We start from the raw sequence: 17414 nt of genomic DNA, 5'->3' as shown, positions 1-17414 counted from the left end.
TGCGCATGAACCTGCTTCGTTCGCTCGCGCTGGGCGCACTTGTCGCCGGTCTGGTGGTCCTCCCCTCCAGACCGGCGCAAGCTGGCGAAATCTGCCCGGCGCTGCGCTGGACCACGCTGGGCACGGCGGGCGGTCCCGTGCCGACGCCCGAACGATCCGAACCATCCAATCTGCTGGTGGCAGGCGGCCAGCAGATCCTGGTCGACACCGGCGATGGCACGGTCGGCCAACTGGCGAAGGCCGGGCTGGAACTGGGCGGGGTGCAGACCGTGTTCATCAGCCATCACCACATGGACCACACCGGGGGACTTGCCGCAGTAATCGGCCTCAGGTGGATGAACACGTTCCCCGGCGTGCTGACGGTCTATGGGCCTGCAGGCACGCGGGAAATAGTGGACGGCGTTCTGAAAACGATGCAGCCGCAGGCCCGCGTCGGGTTTGGGTTGGGCACGGCAACGCTCGACCCGGCGGCATCGGTTCGCGTGGTTGAACTGGCCAGTGGAGCGACGGTTCGCCTGGGCGATCTGGTGGTCAGGACGGCGGCCAACAGCCATTTCGACCATGATGGACCGGTGAAAACGGATGCGCCGGTTTCGCTCAGCTATCGCTTCGATCTGGGCGGGCGGTCGATAACATATACCGGCGATACGGGGCCGAGTGCGGCGGTGGCCGAACTGGCAGCGAAAACAGACATGCTGGTCAGCGAGGTCATCGATCTTGAACAGATCGTGGCCGCCATTCGCGTCCGGCGGCCTGACATGCCGCCTGCCGTCTTTGCGCAGATGCGCGAGCACCTTTCCACGCATCACCTGACAGCGCCCGATCTGGGCAAGATGGCGCGCGATGCGCAGGTCGGGCACCTTGTGCTGACGCATTTTGCGATACCGCCGGGGCCATTGCGCCTGTCGGAACCGGCTTTGCGCGCAGGTATCGGTGAAAGCTATGGCGGGGCGGTTGATCTGGCGCGAGACTTGTCCAGCTTCGATGTCGGTTGTCGTTGAGGAGGCCTGCATGACCACGTTTCACAGCCGCCGCAATGTCATGGCAGGCATGACTGCCGCTGTCGCCCTGGCAGCAGCCCCGTTACGCGCTGCATCTGGCCGAAAGGGTTCGCAACCCAATGTCGTTTTCATCATGGCCGACGATATGGGCTATGCCGATCTTTCGTGCACCGGATCGCACCATATCAAGACCCCGGCGATCGACAGCATCGCCACAGGCGGCATCATGTTGCGACAGGGGTATTCGAGCACGCCGATCTGTTCGCCGACGCGCACGGCGCTGCTGCTTGGCTGCTATGCCCAGCGTTTTGCGCTGGGGCTGGAAGAGCCGGTCACGGCCAATGCTCCGCCCGATCTGGGGCCGCCGTCGGATCGGCCCACATTGGCATCGGTGTTCCGGGCGCAGGGCTATCACACCAAGTTGATCGGGAAATGGCATCTTGGCGAACCGGGCGTGCATGGTCCGCTTCAGCACGGGTATGACGAGTTTCTGGGGATCGTCGAAGGGGCGGCGGACTATTTCCGCCACCGCATGGTCGTTGGTGGAAAGGAAGTCGGCATCGGTCTGGCGCGCGACAATGCCCGCACCGAGGCCGGGGGATACCTGACCGACACATTCGGCGACGAGGCTGTCCGAACCATTGAGGCCGCAGGCGACAAGCCGCTGTTTCTGAGCCTGCATTTCAACGCGCCGCATTGGCCGTGGGAAGGGCGCGAAGACGCCGCTGCGGCAAAGGTTATCGGCACATCGACGCACAACGATGGCGGAAGCCTCGGCAAGTATCGCGAGATGGTCGAAATCATGGACCAGAACGTGGCCAAGGTGCTTGCCGCGCTGGATCGCACCGGCAAGGCGGACAACACGATCGTCGTTTTCACCAGCGACAACGGGGGTGAGCGCTTTTCGGAAACGTGGCCCTTCGTCGGGCAAAAGGGCGAAGTGCTGGAAGGGGGTATTCGTGTGCCGCTGATGATGCGCTGGCCAGCGCGGATCGCTGCCGGGAGCAGGTCGGATCAGGTCATGGCGTCGATGGACTTTCTGCCGACGCTGCTGGCAATGGCCGGGGGTAACGTGGCAAAGGCCGGCAGGTTCGACGGGATGGATCTTTCGCGCCAGATGGTGGGCGACGCAGCCGCTGTGGAGCGCACGCTGTTCTGGCGTTTCAATGCCAGTGCGCAGGCCGCCGTGCGGCAGGGCGACTGGAAATACGTGAAACTTGGCGGGAAGGAACACTTGTTCAATCTGGCGCAAGACGAACGCGAACGTGCCGAGCGCGCGCTGGCCGAACCGCAACGCCTTGCCGCCATGCGCGACCTGTGGGACCAGTGGAACGCGCAAATGCTGCCTTACCGGGTCAACGGCGCTTCAGAGAGCTTGAAGGGTTCCTATCCTGATCGCTATTGATCTGTGATGGTGAACGACGACGATCTTGATGTGTCTGCCCCCAAAGTCCGCCCGGAACGGGGGCAGCGGCGCCAGGCGATAGCGCGAGCGGCGCTGGAAATCCTGGGTATGCACGGGAGCAAGGGGCTGACCCATCGTGCCATCGATCAGCATCTGAAGCTGCCCGATGGCTCCACGTCGGCCTATTTCCGTCGTCGGGAAGATCTTATTGGCGCTGTCGTCAGAGAGTTGTTTCAGAACGATTTTACCCGCTACGATACGAGCATCGGCGAACTGATTTCTGCAAATCAGACGCTCACGCTCGACGATGCCGTGTCGTTTTTCCACGATCTGGTTCAGAATGTCCGCCGGAACATCAGCGAGACAACGCAGCTTGCGCGTTATGAATGCTTCCTGCTGGCACGACGGGACAAGGAAGCGAACCGGTTGCTGCAGGATCTGTTCGCCGCGCGCGAGAAGCTGGACGAGCGCATTTTCCAGACGATTGGCGCTGCCGACCCGCAGAAAGCCGCCGCGCGCCTTGGCTATACATTGCGCGGGGTGTTCTTCACTTTCGCCTTTCTGCCCGAACCGGCAGACCGGCTGGACATCATCGATAGAGCCTTCATTCGGCGCGGGATATTGGCGGCCATGCGCGTTGAACCCGATCCTGACGGCACGGCCGATCCGGGGGAGGGGCATAGCGCCTGATTCCGTGCGCTGGCAGCGGGACGCATCCCATCGGTGCATAAAAAAACGGGGAGACGGCAAGCCATCTCCCCGATCGAGTGCCTGATCGCTCCGGTAAGAGCGACGAGGGAGGATTTCGTATCAGTCTTTCCACTTGCGCGCTGTCAGCCTGACGCTGACGGGCGTGGAAAGCGTTTCGGCGTCCTTGCCGAGCGCAAAGGCATATTCGCCCGACGGCATCGTCCAGCTACCATCCTTCCAATCGGCAAGAATGCGCGGGTCGATCGTCACGCTGACCGTCTGCGATCCGCCTGCGGGAAGGTTGACGCGCTGGAACCCTGCGAGACGGCGCTTTGCCTCGCCATTGCGTGACACGAGGTAAAGCTGCGCGACATCAGCGCCTTCGCGCTGGCCCGTGTTCTTGACCGTGAATTTGGCCGACAGCCCCTTGAGCTTTAGCCCGGTGGTTTCAAACGTGGTGTAGGAAAGGCCATATCCAAAGGGGAAGAGTGGCTTGGCACCGTTCCTTGCAAACCAGCGATAGCCGACGTCGGAACCTTCGATATCGTAATCAGCGACGAGTTTATCGCTGCCCGACGAAGGATTGCCCGAAAAGTCCGGTTCGACCCAATCGCTGCCGTCAAGTTTGGGGCGCGGCAATTGGGCTTCGCTGGCGGGGAAGGTGAGGGGCAAGCGGCCCGAAGGGTTGGTATCGCCGAACAGCACCGAGGCAATGGCGGGGCCGCCGCGCGCGCCGGGATACCACGCCTCGATGACGCCTGCGACCTTGTCGAGCCACGGCATCTTCACCGGACCGCCGGTTTCCAGCACGACGATGGTGTTGGGATTTGCTGCGGCAACAGCTGCGATCAGTGCGTCCTGACCATCCGGCAACGACAGGTCCGGCACATCGAGGCCTTCGGTCTGCCACTGGGTGGCAAAGACGATGGCGACTTCCGATTGCTTTGCCTTTTCAACAGCATCCGCGATATAGCGGCCATCGCGGAAGGTAACCTTGGCCTGGCTCGCCAAGGACTGGATCGCGTCCATCGGGCTGGAGCGGTGATATTGCTGTGCAATGAAGCCAGCCCATACGCCCTTGCCGGCCACGGGTTTGGTTACAGCCGGTCCGCCTTCACCGTGGACCTGGCTGGAACCGGCGCCTGAAAGCACGCCGCCATCGGCATAGCCGCCGATGATGGCGATGGATTTTGCCGTCTTGGCAAGCGGCAGCGCGCCGTTGTTCTTCAACAGAACGATGCCCTGCTTTGCCACGTCCTCGGCAACCATGCCGTTGGCGGCGAAATCGATCTTGCCGCCCGGGTTTGCCGGGTTCTTGTCCAGCCCCGAAGCGTAGATCGCGGTGAGGATCCGGCGGTTCATGTCATCGACACGCGCCTTCCATGCCGGGTCGGCTGCGGCCTTGTCCTTCAGCTTGTCGCCAAAGAAGACTGCCGGATCAAGCTGTTCGCCCGATTGCTGGTCCAGACCCTTCATGGCGGATTCGAGGTTGGGCACGGCGCCCCAATCGGACATCACGAAGCCCTTGTAGCCCCATTCGCCCTTCAAGACCTTGTTGAGCAGCCATTCGTTGGCGCAGGCCTGTTCACCCCAGACGCGGTTGTAGGCGCACATCACCGAGCCGGGCTGTCCCTGTTCGATGCCGATCTTGAAAGCGAGCAGGTCGCTTTCGTGCGCGGCACTTTCGCTGATCTTGACATCGACGTACTTGCGGCCGGTTTCCTGGCCATTCAGCGCAAAGTGCTTGATGGTCGAGATGATATGGTTCGACTGGATGCCGCGGATCGCGGCGCCAACGAGCATACCCGACAGCAGCGGATCTTCGGCAAGATATTCGAAGGTACGGCCGTTGCGCGGGTCGCGCATCAGGTTCACGCCGCCTGCGAGCAGCACGTTAAAACCTTTGGCCCGGGCTTCGGAACCGATCATCGCACCGCCTCGGTACATCAGATCGGGATTCCACGAAGCCGCCTGCGCAACGCCGGACGGCAGCGCCGTGGCGCCGTCCTTGCGGATGCCCATCACATAGGACACGCCAAGGCTGGCATCGGTTTCCTTGAGCGCGGGAACGCCGAGGCGCTCTATGCCCGGAATGTAACCGGCGCCCGGAATCGCGTCTTTCGGCATGGGCGGGGTAGGGCCACCAAGCGGCAGGGGCATGATGCCATGCGTAAGCACGACCTTTTCGTCCGCCGTCATCTGGCTGACCGTTGCCGCCGCCCGCGCGTCGGCGGCTTTCATATCAACCGCAGGGGCTTCCTGTGCACTGGCGTGCGATATTGCCAGCGCTGTCATTGCAGCGGTCGCGAGCGCTGTTGTCTTGTTTGTCATGTCACCTTGTCTTTCTGTCCAGAGCCGAGCGCATTCCGGGGGCATTGCGAAATCAGTAGACGATTTGCGTCTCACGACCTTCGAAGAACGTGCCGGTGCGCGTCATATGCAACTTCCAAAGGGGTTTGGGCAGCCCCGATCTCCAACTTTCGATCGCTGCAGCAAGCGAGGCCTTGCTGGCCGCGTCCCGGCTGGACAGATCGGTCAGCTCGGCAGGGTCTTTCGAAAGATCGTAGAGATAGGACTGCTTGCGATCCTGCGATATCCAGACTTTCATGGACCCGCGCCGTGCCGCATAGACCGGCTCCTGACCCCAGACCAGCGTTCGCGGCTCCTTTGGCGGTGACACGACGGTTTGCACCAGATCTACGCCGTGGAGATCTTGGGGCAGAACGCTGCGCGGCGCGGCAGCGTGGAGGACGGTCGGGACGATATCGATGGCGCTGACCGGCGTATCGACGATACCCGCAGGCCGCAGCCCGCGCGGCCAGGACATGGCAAAAGGCACGCGCACGCCACCTTCGATATAGGTGAACTTGCCTGTTCCGAAAGGATGGGCAGGGTTGCAGAAACCGAACTGCACCGGGCAGCCGTTGTCGGACAGGAACACGACAATCGTATTGTCACGCTGGCCAGTGGCTTCCAGCCTGTCGAGAATCTGGCCGACCCCATCGTCCATCGCCGCGATCATCGCCACATAGGTCCGGCGCACCGGATCCTTGATATGGGCGAACCGATCGTACCACTTCTGCGGCACCTGCAAGGGCCAGTGTGGCGCATTGTAGGCGACATAGCCAAAGAACGGCTGGCCCGGTTTGGCAGCAGAACGATCGACGAATTCGACCGCCCGGCGGGTGATCTCGTCGGTCATGTACTTGTCGAAATCGTTGACGGGCCTTGCGCCTGGCCCTTCGACGGTAATGCCGTTCCGCTTGCGTTCGGTCAGCGGGTATTTGTCGGCTTTGGTCGGCGTGGTGACGATGCCCGGTGTGCGCGGATCGACGAAAACCGTTTCGCCTGCCAGAAAACCGTAGAATTCATCGAAGCCGCGATTGGTGGGATAGAATTGGCGGTCTGCACCGAGGTGCCATTTGCCGAAGGCTCCGGTCCGGTAGCCCATTGGCTTCAGCCGCTCTGCCAGTGTCAGCTGGTCAAGCGGAAGACCGGCACCTTCATCGCCTTCGTCATTGATGTTGTACGTGAAGCCGAAGGTTTGCGGCATCTTGCCGGTAAGCAGGCCTGCCCGCGATACCGCACAGACCGATGCCGCGACATAGCCGTCCGAAAAACCTACGCCGGTGCGTGCGATGCGATCGATGTTGGGCGTGGGCACATCGTTGCGGCCGTATGTCGAAACGTCGGCCCAATCGAGATCGTCCACAAGGATGACCAGCACGTTTGGCCGGTGTGCAACGGGCGCTTGCGCAGCATTGCGGGCAGGCGCCGACGCATCGGTGCCGACGCAACCGGCCAGACCGCTGAGCGCAGCCCCTGTGAGCAGGGCTGCGGCTGCGAACTTTCCGATTTTCCCGGCTTTGGTCGATATGGTCATTCGTCACCTCCTGGCATTCGCGCGCAGCCTGCCACGGTTGAAGGCGTGCCGGGCTTCAACGATTCCTGTGTGGCGCACCACGGATATCGTTCGGGGTTGAGCGGGCCATCGCCCGCCTGATCAAGTTGTTTGCGCAGGTCTGCATAGTGTCGCGCCGCTTCGCCCTTCCGCGCAGAGGCGGGGACTTCGGTTTCGGTCCCGGCCACAGGATCGATCGCCACAAATCGCCCATCGCCGTAGAGCTTCCAGCCCGCGTCGAATGCAAAACGCACCGGTTCGAACTGCCAGACGGGCGCGTAGTGCATGAAGATGGATTTGCGGGCGGCCGGAATCTTGCCCGTGATGACAGGCCACTGGTTTACGCCATCGACGTTGCCCGCCTTGTCTGGCGCCCCTGCAATATCGGCCAGCGTGGGGACCACATCGGAAAAGTCGACCAAGGCACTGCTGACGGAGCCTTCCTTGACCACACCGGGGGCACGCACGATCAGCGGAACGTGGGTTCCATTGACGGTTGGCGTGCCTTTGCCGCCCTGAACGAGGTGGCCCGATCGCATCGAGGTGATCTGACGGCTCGTACCGTTGTCGCCGGTAAAGATCACCACGGTATTCTCGTCCAGCCCTTCGGCCTTCAGCCTGGCCATCACATCGCCAACCAGACGATCCATGTATGAAACCATGCCCGTAAAGCGGGCCTTGGCGCCCGTGGCGGTCAAGGAATCTGGCGTCTGGACGAAGGGGTCGTGCGTGAGCACCATCGAGTAATAGAGGAAGAACGGTCGCGCCTTGTTTCGGGAAATGAAATCGAGCGCATACTTGCTGTCGTAATCAGGCCCGAAGCCTTCCTCGTTGATCTTGGGCCGACCATTGGTGGCGCGGGTGGGCCCCCAGTAGCGGGAGCCTTTGGGGGTCAGTGCCTGCAGTTGCCACAGGTAGCTTTCATCAAATCCGGCTGCTTCGGGCGTGATGCCCTTGCGGCCATCAAAGCCGTTGCCCATGAGCTGCCACTTGCCCACCATGCCGGTGGTATAGCCTGCATCCTTCATCATGTTGCCGAACGTGCGGGTGCCGGGCGCCATGTAGCCGAACGCTTCATAGTTTCGTGCGCTTTCCATGCCGGTCATCAGGCGGATGCGCGAAGGAGAACACAGCGGCGTGGCATGGGCATTGTCGAAGCGGATGCCTTCGGCGGCAAGCCGATCGATGTTCGGCGTGTTGTATTCGCCGCCATAGGCATTGACGCCTTCCACGCCAAAATCGTCAGCGAGGATGAGAATGACGTTGGGCGGCCCCTGCCTGCGTGCCTGTGCAGCGGGGGCTGGCGAACTCGATACGGCTTGCGCGCGTTGTTGTGCAGCAAGCGGATGCAGTGCCGTGCACAGCAGGGCCGTTGCGGCGATGGCTTTCAGGCTTCCGCCAAGATGCTTCTTCATGTCTGCGTCAGCCTTTCGGGCTCAGGCCGATCTTGGCGCCGCGGCCCATCAGGGCCTCAAGATCGTAAACGGGTTTTGCCGGGTCGAATGTGCCATCCAGCCTCTGCGAGAGATACCTGGAAGCGTTGGGCAAGTATTCATCCGATGAACCTGTGAGCGCACGAATCTGGGGAAGCGCTGGCCGGGCTGCTTCACCCATCCGGGTCAGCACGTTGAGCGCCTGAAGCCTGACGGCTCTTTGCTGATCTTCGGCCAAGAGCGGTGCAAGGATCTTGCACGCCACATCGCTGGCGCCGCTACGGGAAAGTGCATCACAGGCTGCGACCCGAACCTGCGGAACCGCGTCGGTCCGGGCGATCCGTTCCAGCAGCGTCACATCTGCACCTGTGGCGCCCTGAACAGCAAATCCGGTGGCCCCCCAATAACGGATGACCTCGTTGGCATCGCCCAGCGCCGCGCGAAGGACTCCTGCCTTGCGCCGATCACCCCCGGCAGCCACTTCGCCCAGTGCCATCAGGCGATCGAGTGGATAGGCTCCGGCCACGCGGCTGGGGATATAGCCTTCGATTGCGGACCCTTCGGGGATGAAGCCGTTATCGTTGATGGCTTTCATATGGGCATCGAGTGCACCGCGCAGGCGTTTGAGATGCTGCGCATGGTCCGGCTTCCCGGCAAGGTTGACGACCTCGTCCGGGTCTGCCTTCGTGTCGTAAAGCTCCTCGAACGTCCGCTCCTGGAACATGCGCTGCTGCAAGGGCGAAAGTTTGCCTTCCATCCGCAAACGGTCGATTTCCTGATAGCCCTTGGCCAGCCACGCGAAAGCCTGGTTCTGCATCAGCGGCAGGTGCGGCATGTAATTGCGGACATAGCGCCAGCGGCCATCGGTGACAGTGCGCACGAAGTCATAGCGTTCGTCCATGCGGTTGCGCATTCCGAAGGCATACTTCTTTGGCGCGGAGGCGGTTCTGCCCAGAAATGCGCGGCCCTGCATCACGCTGGGAACCGGCACATCTGCAAGCGACAGAACCGTCGGTGCCAGATCGATGAAACTGACCGGTTCGGTAATGGTGCTTCCTGCCCGGTTCGGGGCAAGGTGTGCCCACTTTGCCGGGAACTTCACGACGAGAGCGCAGCGCAGGCCTGAATCATAGCAGTAGCGTTTGGAGCGCGGCAGGACGCCGCCGTTGTCGGAGTAATAGAAGACGATCGTGTCTTCACCCAGACCTGCAGCTTCGATTTCGGCAAGGAGTGAGCCGACCTGCCCGTCCATGATCTCCATGCGGTGATAATATCCCGCAATATCCTGCCGAAGGACCGGTGTGTCCGGCATATAGGCCGGCACACGAACGTCGGCCGGTTTTACCTTGCCGGTCGTCGGGTTGAAATTCTGGGATTCATGGGTGGTCATCAGATTGAACACGGCCATGAACGGCTTGCCTTCGGGCCGGTTCTTCCAATGGGCCTTTGCGCTGCTGTCGTCCCAGATCGCATCGGGATCGATGTCGCAGTTGTAGTCGGTCTTCGAGTTGTTGGTGACATAATATCCCGCCTTGCGCAGAAGGTCGGGATAGGTCGGCAGAATGCCCGCAGCCTTGGCATCGGCGCGCATGTGATTGGCCGGAGCGCAGCTTTCGGGCAGGACGCCCGTCAGGATTCCGAAGCGGGAAGGCGCGCAGACCGGAGCGTTGGAAAAGGCGTTGCGATAGAGGATGCCTTGACGCGCCAGCGCGTCAATTACCGGTGTCTGGGCAAGTTTGTCGCCATAGGCGCCGATATAGGGGTTGTTGTCCTCACTCACGATCCAGACGATGTTCGGGCGTGCCGAGGTGGCTGCACGCGCGACCGCGCCGTTGGTGACCGATGCGGTTGCGGCAATGCCGGAGGCAAGGCTTGCCCGGATGAAATTCCGACGGGTGTGAGTCATTGTTCGGTCTCTGCAGATGTTTTGGGCTGGGGCAGGACAGGCCGGTCGGGGCTGTCGTCAAAGGCTTCGCGCATACGGAAGCGTTCAGGCGCCTCGGCCAGGGCAGGGGTGGAATACTTGCGTGCCTCGCGCCACCAGAGGCGCTTCAGGTCTTCAAGTTTTGCGGGATACTGCGCAGCAAGGTCCGTGGATTCCGAAAAGTCGGCCTCGGTATCAAACAGTTGCCAGACGTCCTTGTCGAAGTCCTGCCCCTGGCGATGGATCGATACGGCGCGCCATTTGCCACTGGTGATCGCGCGATTGCCGCGCAGTTCGAAATACTGGACATCCCGTCCGGGGGCAGTGGCGGATTTCACGATGTTGCGTATCGATCGACCTGCCAGTGGCAGTTCGGCTGTCGTCCCGATCTTTGCCGGAAAACGTGTGCCTGCGGCGTCGGCCAAGGTCGGCGCAATATCGACCACATCGACATACTGACGGCGAATGGCACCCTTGTCCTTCACCACGCCGGGCCAGGAAACGATCATCGGCGTGCGCACGCCCCCGGCCTGCGGCCAAAGCTTGTAGCGTCGGAAAGGGGTGGCCCCCAGCATTGCCCAGGGGCGCTGGTATTCGGACTGGGTCTTGTCGGTGCCCAATTCATCGAGCCGCGCCAGCATTTGTTCGGGCGTTAGCTTGTTCGGCGCATAGAGGCGCTCGAAATTGCCGGCCTGCCCTGCCTCGGAAGCTGCGCCGTTGTCGCTCATGAAGACGATCAGGGTGTTGTCGAACTGCCCCGTCGCTTTCAGGTGCTGGACCAGTCTGCCGATCTGCGCGTCGGTGTGGCTGATGAAGCCGGCATAGGTGGCCATGAAGCGCGCGAAGACCGTCTGCTCGGTTGGCGTGAGATCATTCCATGCGCGGTCGCCGGGGTTGCGCGCCGGAAGCTGTGTTTCCTGCGGCACGATGCCAAGCGCCTTTTGACGCGCGAGCCGATCGGCCCGCATGGCATCCCATCCCTTTTCGTAGACGCCTGCATAGGCATCGATCCAGGGGCGCGGCACCTGAATCGGCGCGTGTCCTGCACCATAGGCGAGATAGATGAAGCGGGGGCGCGCCTTCTGGCCCGTTTGCGGGGCAGGAAGGGCTGCAATGGCACGGTCGGTAATGTCGACCGAGAAATGGTAGCCCGGCGTCTCCGGTGCGGCGATCCGGCGGTTACCCTCGATCAGCTTGGGATGGTACTGATCGGTCCAGCCCAGGAAGAAGCCATAGAAGCTATCGAACCCGCGCTGCAGCGGCCACGATCCGTTTTTGCCCGGCGTGCCGTCTTCGGTTTCCGGCGCCAGATGCCATTTGCCAAAGCCGTGCGTCTCGTAGCCCGAGGCACGAAGAACCTGCGCGATGGTGCGCGCGTTCGAAGGCAGTTCGCCCCGGTCGCGGGTAAGATCGGTGGGGTCGAGAACGTGGGCGGGCAGATCCGCCATTCGCACTGTTTGGGGATTGCGGCCGGTCAACAATGCGGCGCGCGTGGGCGAGCATACGGCTTTGGTATCGAATCGGTTGAACCGCAGCCCGCCCGCAGCGAGCGAATCGATCGCCGGTGTGCGGATTTCCGATCCGAACGCGCCGATATCCGAAAAGCCCACATCATCGAGTACTATGACAACGATGTTTTTTGGACGCGAAGAGTGGCCGGAATCCTTTGCCGCAGCCATCGCTGGCATTGTCAGCGCCGCAGCTGTGAGAAGCAGCGCGGCTTTGCCCGTCCTGCTTTCCGGCTGCGCGGTGTTTTTGCGCCACTTTGCCCAGTTCACCCCATCATCTCCATGATATAGTTATGATTTATAAGCGACGCCGATGGTCGGAAATTACGGTGCCGACAGCCTCTCGGCACCTTGGTCTTAGCAATTTGGACAGGGCTGTCAAATTTTTGTGACAACGTTGATTTTATGCGTTACAAATCTCTCCGACGGCCTATCTGGCCGCGTACAAAACAGGGAGAGTGATTGTGCGTAAGAGTTCTGGTTATCTGTTGCTGTCCGGCATCGCCGCGATTGCAATTTCGGCTCCGGCCCTTGCCCAGACTGCCGAAGTTCCGTTGGAAGAGACTGCTGCGGCCGAGCCAGCGCCGGGGGAAATCGTCGTGACCGCGCAGCGCCGCGCCGAACGCCTTCAGGACGTTCCGCTGGCAGTCACCGCCGTCAGCGCCGAATCGCTTGCCACCCGTGGCATCACCGACACGAAAAGCCTGACGCAGGTTTCACCGTCGCTGACCTATACCCAGGGCAACAACCCGTCGAATTCGACCTTCCGCATCCGCGGGATCGGTACCCAGGTTTTCGGCCAGGGCGGTGAAGCGTCGGTTTCCGTGGTCATGGATGGCGTGGTCATGGCCCGGCAGGCGCAGGGCTTTTCCGATCTTGCCGATATCGAACGCATCGAAGTTCTGCGTGGTCCGCAGGGCACCTTGTTTGGCAAGAATGCCACCGGCGGCGTGATCAGCATTACAACGGCCCGGCCCACCAAGGAGCTTAGCGGCCGCATCAACGCATCGATTGCCGAGATGGGCGAGTATCACCTCAACGGCACCGTCTCGGCCCCGGTGAACGACAAGATCGGGGTGCGCGTCAGCGGATTCTACAACAAGGACGAAGGCTACATCCGCAACGTGGTCCTTGATCGCAAGACCAACGGTTATGAATCGTGGGGCGTGCGTGGCAAGCTGGAGTTCGACCTTGGCGCGCTGAACCTTCTCGCTACGGCTGATTACAGCAAGAACGATGCGACATGCTGCCAGCAGGTTGCAATCCGCACCGACAATCCGACGCTGGCCATCCTGCAGGCCCCGGTCGTAGCGGGTCCGAACAACACCGAGGTCGGTTCGAACCTCGAGACGCTGAGCGCAACGTCGCAACAGACCTATTCGCTGGAGGCGAACTACGATCTTGGCAGCGCCGCGATCACGTCGATCACGGCCTACCAGAAGTTCAAGTTCGACAACAACGTCGATGTCGATGCTCTCAACACGCCTGAACCGATCTATTCCGGTGGAACTGCGGCGCCTTATTATGCGCAGTTCGATGTCAACGGCGGTCCGTTCAGCCTGAACCAGTTCTCCCAGGAACTACGCCTTGCGTCGACCGGCAAGAACGATCTGAACTATGTGATCGGATTGTATTATGCCAACCTGAACCTCGATCGCTCGTTCGTGCGCCGCACGATAACGTGCAACACCAACGCGCTGCAGTTGGGCGCGGTGTGCCCGGTCGGCAATCGTGTTGCGACATCTGGGAGCCACTTCGCCCATCTCGATAACGAGAACTATGCGATTTTCGGCCAACTCGATTATGCGCTGGTCGGCGGGCTGAAGGTTATCGCCGGGCTACGCGCGCAACATGAAAGTCTGCAGGTCAACGGCGCACAGAATGCCGCAGCGCCATTTGCGGGCGATATCCCCATGTTCTCCGGCGCGACGCTGACCAGCGGCACGGCCAAGGCAACCGACGATGTTGTTACCGGGCGTGCGGGTCTGCAGTACGAATTCAATCGCAACGCACAGCTCTATGCCACCTACAATCGTGGGTATAAGGGGCAGAGCCTTGGCACGGAATTCAACCAGACGTTCAACAACAACCCGGTCGTTCTTCCCGAAACGGTGAACGCCTATGAAGTCGGCTTCAAGGGCAGCACGCCCGATCGCAAGCTGACGATCTCCGTCGCGGCATTTCTTGCCGACTATCGCAACCTGCAAGTGCAGGCGAACCGGTCGGATCAATCGACGGGCACCTTCAACTTCGTGGTGACGAACGCCGGCAAGGCCAAGACCAAGGGTGTCGAGATCGAGGCAACCGTGCGTCCCGACGATCACTTCTCGGTCGGGTTCGGTGTGGCTTATGTGCACGCCCGTTTCGATGCCGACGGGATTGGCTGTCCGCTGCAAAATCAGCTCGCCGCCGTGACGGTGGCATTTGGCGCAGCGCAGCCTGCCAACACCTGCTTCCGTCAGCGCAACCAGGCAGGCGTCCTGTCTGGACGCATCCAGAATGTTCGCGGCGGTATCCTGCCCAATACGCCCGAATGGCGCATTACGGTGAACCCGCGGTATGAAACCGAACTGGGTGCCGATCACGTCATCTTTGCCGACATGAATCTGGCGTATCAGAGCGAAGTGGGCTTCGCGCTGGAACAGGACCCGCTTCTGGTCCAGAAGGGATACATGACAATCGACGCGACGATCGGGGTGAAGCCGGTCGATACGGGCTTCAGCGCTTCGATCTTTGTCAAGAACCTGACGAAGGAGCGCTACTACACCGGCATGGGTCACGGCTCGTCGCTTACCGCGCAGAACCTTACTCCGAACAATCTCACGGGCTTCCTGCCCAAGGGCGCGTTCCGGTATATCGGCGCGACGCTGGGCTACAAGTTCTAGACTTCAATATCTTAAGTGGGCGGGAGTTGCGGCTCCCGTCCCATTTTTCGAAGTTTACCATTTCCCCGTTGGGTGACTTTACGGTATCGCGTCGAGCGTCGGCCATCGAGATCAGACGCAGGGGAATTGAAGAGGACCATGCAGGGCGGCGAATCTGCAGCCTGCGGGGCAATGAGGCACCGTTTCCCGTCACGGGGACTTGCACTGACCTATGCTGCGGGCGGCCTGGTCGATGGCGTGATGTTCAACGCCCTCAACACATTCCTGTTCTTCTATCTGTCTACCGCCACGAAAATTCCGGTTGATGTGGCTGCGATCATTCTGGCTGCCGCGGTTGTAGTCGATGCCATCGCGGCACCATTGATCGGTTCGGCTTCCGATAATCTCAGAGGGCGCTTCGGCAAGCGGCTGCCGTTCATGCTGATGGCGTTGCCGTTCGCCATATGGTCGATCCACGGCGTGTTCGCGCTGCCCGATGCGCCGGTTCATGTGCTTGTGCCACAATTGGCCGTGCTTGCCATCGTTGCGCGCCTTTCCCTTTCGATGTTTCAGTTGCCGCATCTCGCGCTGGGTGCAGACATGGCGCTGCCCTATGAACGGCGATCCCGGCTCACTGCGTTGCGCTGGTTCTGCAATATCTGTGGCGGACTGATTGCAGTATTGGGCGGCCTTGCGTGGGAAGTGACGGGCGCGGAGGCGGGCGATCCGGCAGCCTTCGAACGGTTCGCCGTGTTGTTGCCCTGCGTTGTTGCGGCAGGCGGGGTGTCCGGTTCCATCGCGGCATGGCGCCTGAAGCCGACAAGCAGTCCGGGGACCAGCGGGGGAAAGAACGCGGGGCTATCGCTGCTGGTCTCGTTCGTGCAGGCTGTCCGCAATCCGACGTTTCGTTTGCTGGTGCTGGGTTCAGGCGTGTTCTTTGCCGGCTTCAGCATCGGCAACATGTTGAATCTTTATACCAAGATCCGATTCTGGCAACTCAACCAGACCGAAGTCAGCTGCGTTCTTCTGGCGTCTTTCACGGGGTTGCTTGGCGCGGCCCCGGTGGCAGGATGGATCGTTCGATGGTTTGAAAAGAAGACAGTGGCCTGTGCAGGCCTGATCGGGTTCATCATGGTGCAAGCAGGCCCGGTTACACTTCATCTTTTCGGCGCATTGCCATTTGCGCAGTTTCAGATCGCCATGATGCTCAGCATTACCAGCGTGATGGGAGGGCTGGCCCTTGGGCTGACCGGGGCAACGCTCAATTCGATGATTGGGGACATCGCCGATGAGCACAGGCTGCTCTACGGCTCCAACCTGCAGGGGACGTTTTACGGGGCAACGGCCTTTGCCAACAAATTGGCCAACGGTCTGGGCATAGCTTTCACCGGCCTGGCTCTCGATCTGTTGAAATTCTCACCCTCCGATGGTCTGGACGAGGCGGAAACGTTCGCGGTCGGTCTGCTGTATGGGCCAATTGGGGGAGGGCTTTCGCTCATCGCGCTCATACCGCTGATGCGCTATCGCATAGATCGCCATGAACACGCGCGGATCGTGGCAGCGCTTGGCACGCAGTCACATTAGCGCGGGCGTCAGGCGAAGTTCGTTTCCCGGCAAATCATCCTGTCACCGGTGGTCGATCCCCGCAGTTTAAGCCGCTGGCGGATTTCGGGTGCAGGGCCGCCGCGCTTCGTCGCGGCCACCACTGCGGCGCGGGCCATGTCTTCAATGGGTTGCCGGATCGTGGTGATGGGCGGAAACGAATAGCGGCTCTCAGGCGCGTCATCAAAACCTGCAATCGCCACATCGTCGGGCACACGATAACCTAGCTGATGGGCGCGCGCCATAGCGCCCAGCGCCATCGTGTCGCTGGCAGCAAAGATCGCCGTCGGCCGATCGGGCAGTGCAAGCAGTTCGGTCGTTGCGTCAACAGCGGTTGCCAGGCTGAACGGACAGCGCACCAGCAATGCCGGGTCGAAAGCAATCCCTGCCTCTTCAAGCGCGCGTCTATAGCCGCGCACGCGGGATTCTGAAGCGCGCTCCGGCAGGGGCGGAGCAATCATGGCGATGCGTCTGTGCCCCATATCGAAGAAGTGCTGCATCAGCTCCATCGTGACAGGTTCATCATCGATCCGTATCGTCGTGCCGTAACCATCGCCGATTGCCGCGATCCGCACGACGGGCAATCCTTGTTCCTCCAATTGGCGGAGCAGGTTCACGTCATCTGGAAAGGGCGGGATCAGGATTACACAATCCGGGCGCGCGGACAGATTGATCCGGTTGGTGTTCGGACCTTGAAGAAACTCGCCGCCCAGGACTTCGGTCATCAGATGATACCCGACCCGGCGACATTCGGCGGCGATAGCCAGCATCATGCGGGCGTTGTAACTGAACAGCACATCGGCAACGACAAGGCTGATGATGAAGCTTTTCTGGCTGGCAAGCTGACGTGCGGCCAGCGTCGGCTGGTAGTTCAGTTCGCGGATCGCTGCTTCGATACGCTCACGATAGGCTGGCCGGATGTTTGTTTCGCCATTGATGAAACGCGACACCGTCTTGAACGACACGCCTGCCGCGGTGGCCACATCCTTGATCGTTGCAACCATTCACTTTTTCTTCCGCAGTGCCGTACCTGATCGTGGTGGGCCGCATTTCATCTGACAGCCGCACCGGCATTCCCAAATCGCA

At 61.2% G+C, this 17414-nt stretch carries 11 protein-coding genes; 5 read left to right on the top strand and 6 right to left on the bottom strand.

Going from position 1 to position 17414, the window contains the following annotated elements:
- The first annotated feature begins 5 nt into the window (after positions 1-5).
- The 3 genes from ACOVQ0_RS01475 to ACOVQ0_RS01465 are packed head-to-tail and all read left to right on the top strand — an operon-like array spanning position 6 to position 3096.
- Positions 6-1001 carry an MBL fold metallo-hydrolase gene (locus tag ACOVQ0_RS01475; RefSeq protein WP_421879235.1) on the top strand — a complete coding sequence of 332 codons (996 nt, stop codon included), beginning with the start codon at positions 6-8 and terminating at the stop codon, positions 999-1001.
- 10 nt (positions 1002-1011) lie between these two features.
- On the top strand, positions 1012-2406 hold the full coding sequence (locus ACOVQ0_RS01470; protein ID WP_421879232.1) for a sulfatase: 1395 nt from the start codon (positions 1012-1014) through the stop codon (positions 2404-2406).
- Between the two features lie 6 nt (positions 2407-2412).
- Positions 2413-3096, top strand: a complete 684-nt coding sequence (locus ACOVQ0_RS01465; protein ID WP_421879229.1) for a TetR/AcrR family transcriptional regulator — start codon at positions 2413-2415, stop codon at positions 3094-3096.
- Positions 3097-3216: 120 nt separating this feature from the next.
- Here ACOVQ0_RS01465 and ACOVQ0_RS01460 read toward each other — a convergent pair whose 3' ends face one another.
- From ACOVQ0_RS01460 to ACOVQ0_RS01440, 5 genes are read right to left on the bottom strand one after another with little or no spacing between them, the layout of a single operon-like run.
- Positions 3217-5427, bottom strand: a complete 2211-nt coding sequence (locus ACOVQ0_RS01460; protein ID WP_421879226.1) for a beta-glucosidase family protein — start codon at positions 5425-5427, stop codon at positions 3217-3219.
- A gap of 52 nt (positions 5428-5479) precedes the next feature.
- Positions 5480-6979, bottom strand: a complete 1500-nt coding sequence (locus ACOVQ0_RS01455) for a sulfatase (RefSeq protein WP_421879223.1) — start codon at positions 6977-6979, stop codon at positions 5480-5482.
- Entirely contained in the window at positions 6976-8412 is a 1437-nt protein-coding gene (locus ACOVQ0_RS01450) for a sulfatase-like hydrolase/transferase (protein WP_421879219.1), read from the bottom strand. Before ACOVQ0_RS01450 ends, ACOVQ0_RS01455 begins: the two co-directional genes overlap by 4 nt.
- Before the next feature lie 7 nt (positions 8413-8419).
- Positions 8420-10336 carry a sulfatase-like hydrolase/transferase gene (locus tag ACOVQ0_RS01445; RefSeq protein WP_421879216.1) on the bottom strand — a complete coding sequence of 639 codons (1917 nt, stop codon included), beginning with the start codon at positions 10334-10336 and terminating at the stop codon, positions 8420-8422.
- Positions 10333-12132 (bottom strand): arylsulfatase, encoded by a 1800-nt coding sequence (locus ACOVQ0_RS01440; protein ID WP_421879214.1) that lies wholly within the window; start codon positions 12130-12132, stop codon positions 10333-10335. Before ACOVQ0_RS01440 ends, ACOVQ0_RS01445 begins: the two co-directional genes overlap by 4 nt.
- Before the next feature lie 194 nt (positions 12133-12326).
- Between ACOVQ0_RS01440 and ACOVQ0_RS01435 the strand changes: the two genes are divergently transcribed.
- Together ACOVQ0_RS01435 and ACOVQ0_RS01430 are read left to right on the top strand one after the other, a co-directional pair.
- Positions 12327-14747 (top strand): TonB-dependent receptor, encoded by a 2421-nt coding sequence (locus ACOVQ0_RS01435; protein WP_421879211.1) that lies wholly within the window; start codon positions 12327-12329, stop codon positions 14745-14747.
- Positions 14748-14918: 171 nt separating this feature from the next.
- Positions 14919-16310 carry an MFS transporter gene (locus ACOVQ0_RS01430; protein ID WP_421879208.1) on the top strand — a complete coding sequence of 464 codons (1392 nt, stop codon included), beginning with the start codon at positions 14919-14921 and terminating at the stop codon, positions 16308-16310.
- Between the two features lie 8 nt (positions 16311-16318).
- Here ACOVQ0_RS01430 and ACOVQ0_RS01425 read toward each other — a convergent pair whose 3' ends face one another.
- Positions 16319-17332 (bottom strand): LacI family DNA-binding transcriptional regulator, encoded by a 1014-nt coding sequence (locus ACOVQ0_RS01425; protein ID WP_421879205.1) that lies wholly within the window; start codon positions 17330-17332, stop codon positions 16319-16321.
- Positions 17333-17414 lie beyond the last annotated feature (82 nt).

The organism is Novosphingobium sp. (genome assembly GCF_049240505.1).
Classification (GTDB): domain Bacteria; phylum Pseudomonadota; class Alphaproteobacteria; order Sphingomonadales; family Sphingomonadaceae; genus Novosphingobium.
Note: the sequence above shows the minus strand (reverse complement) of the source record. Positions and strands in the feature narration are given on the sequence as shown.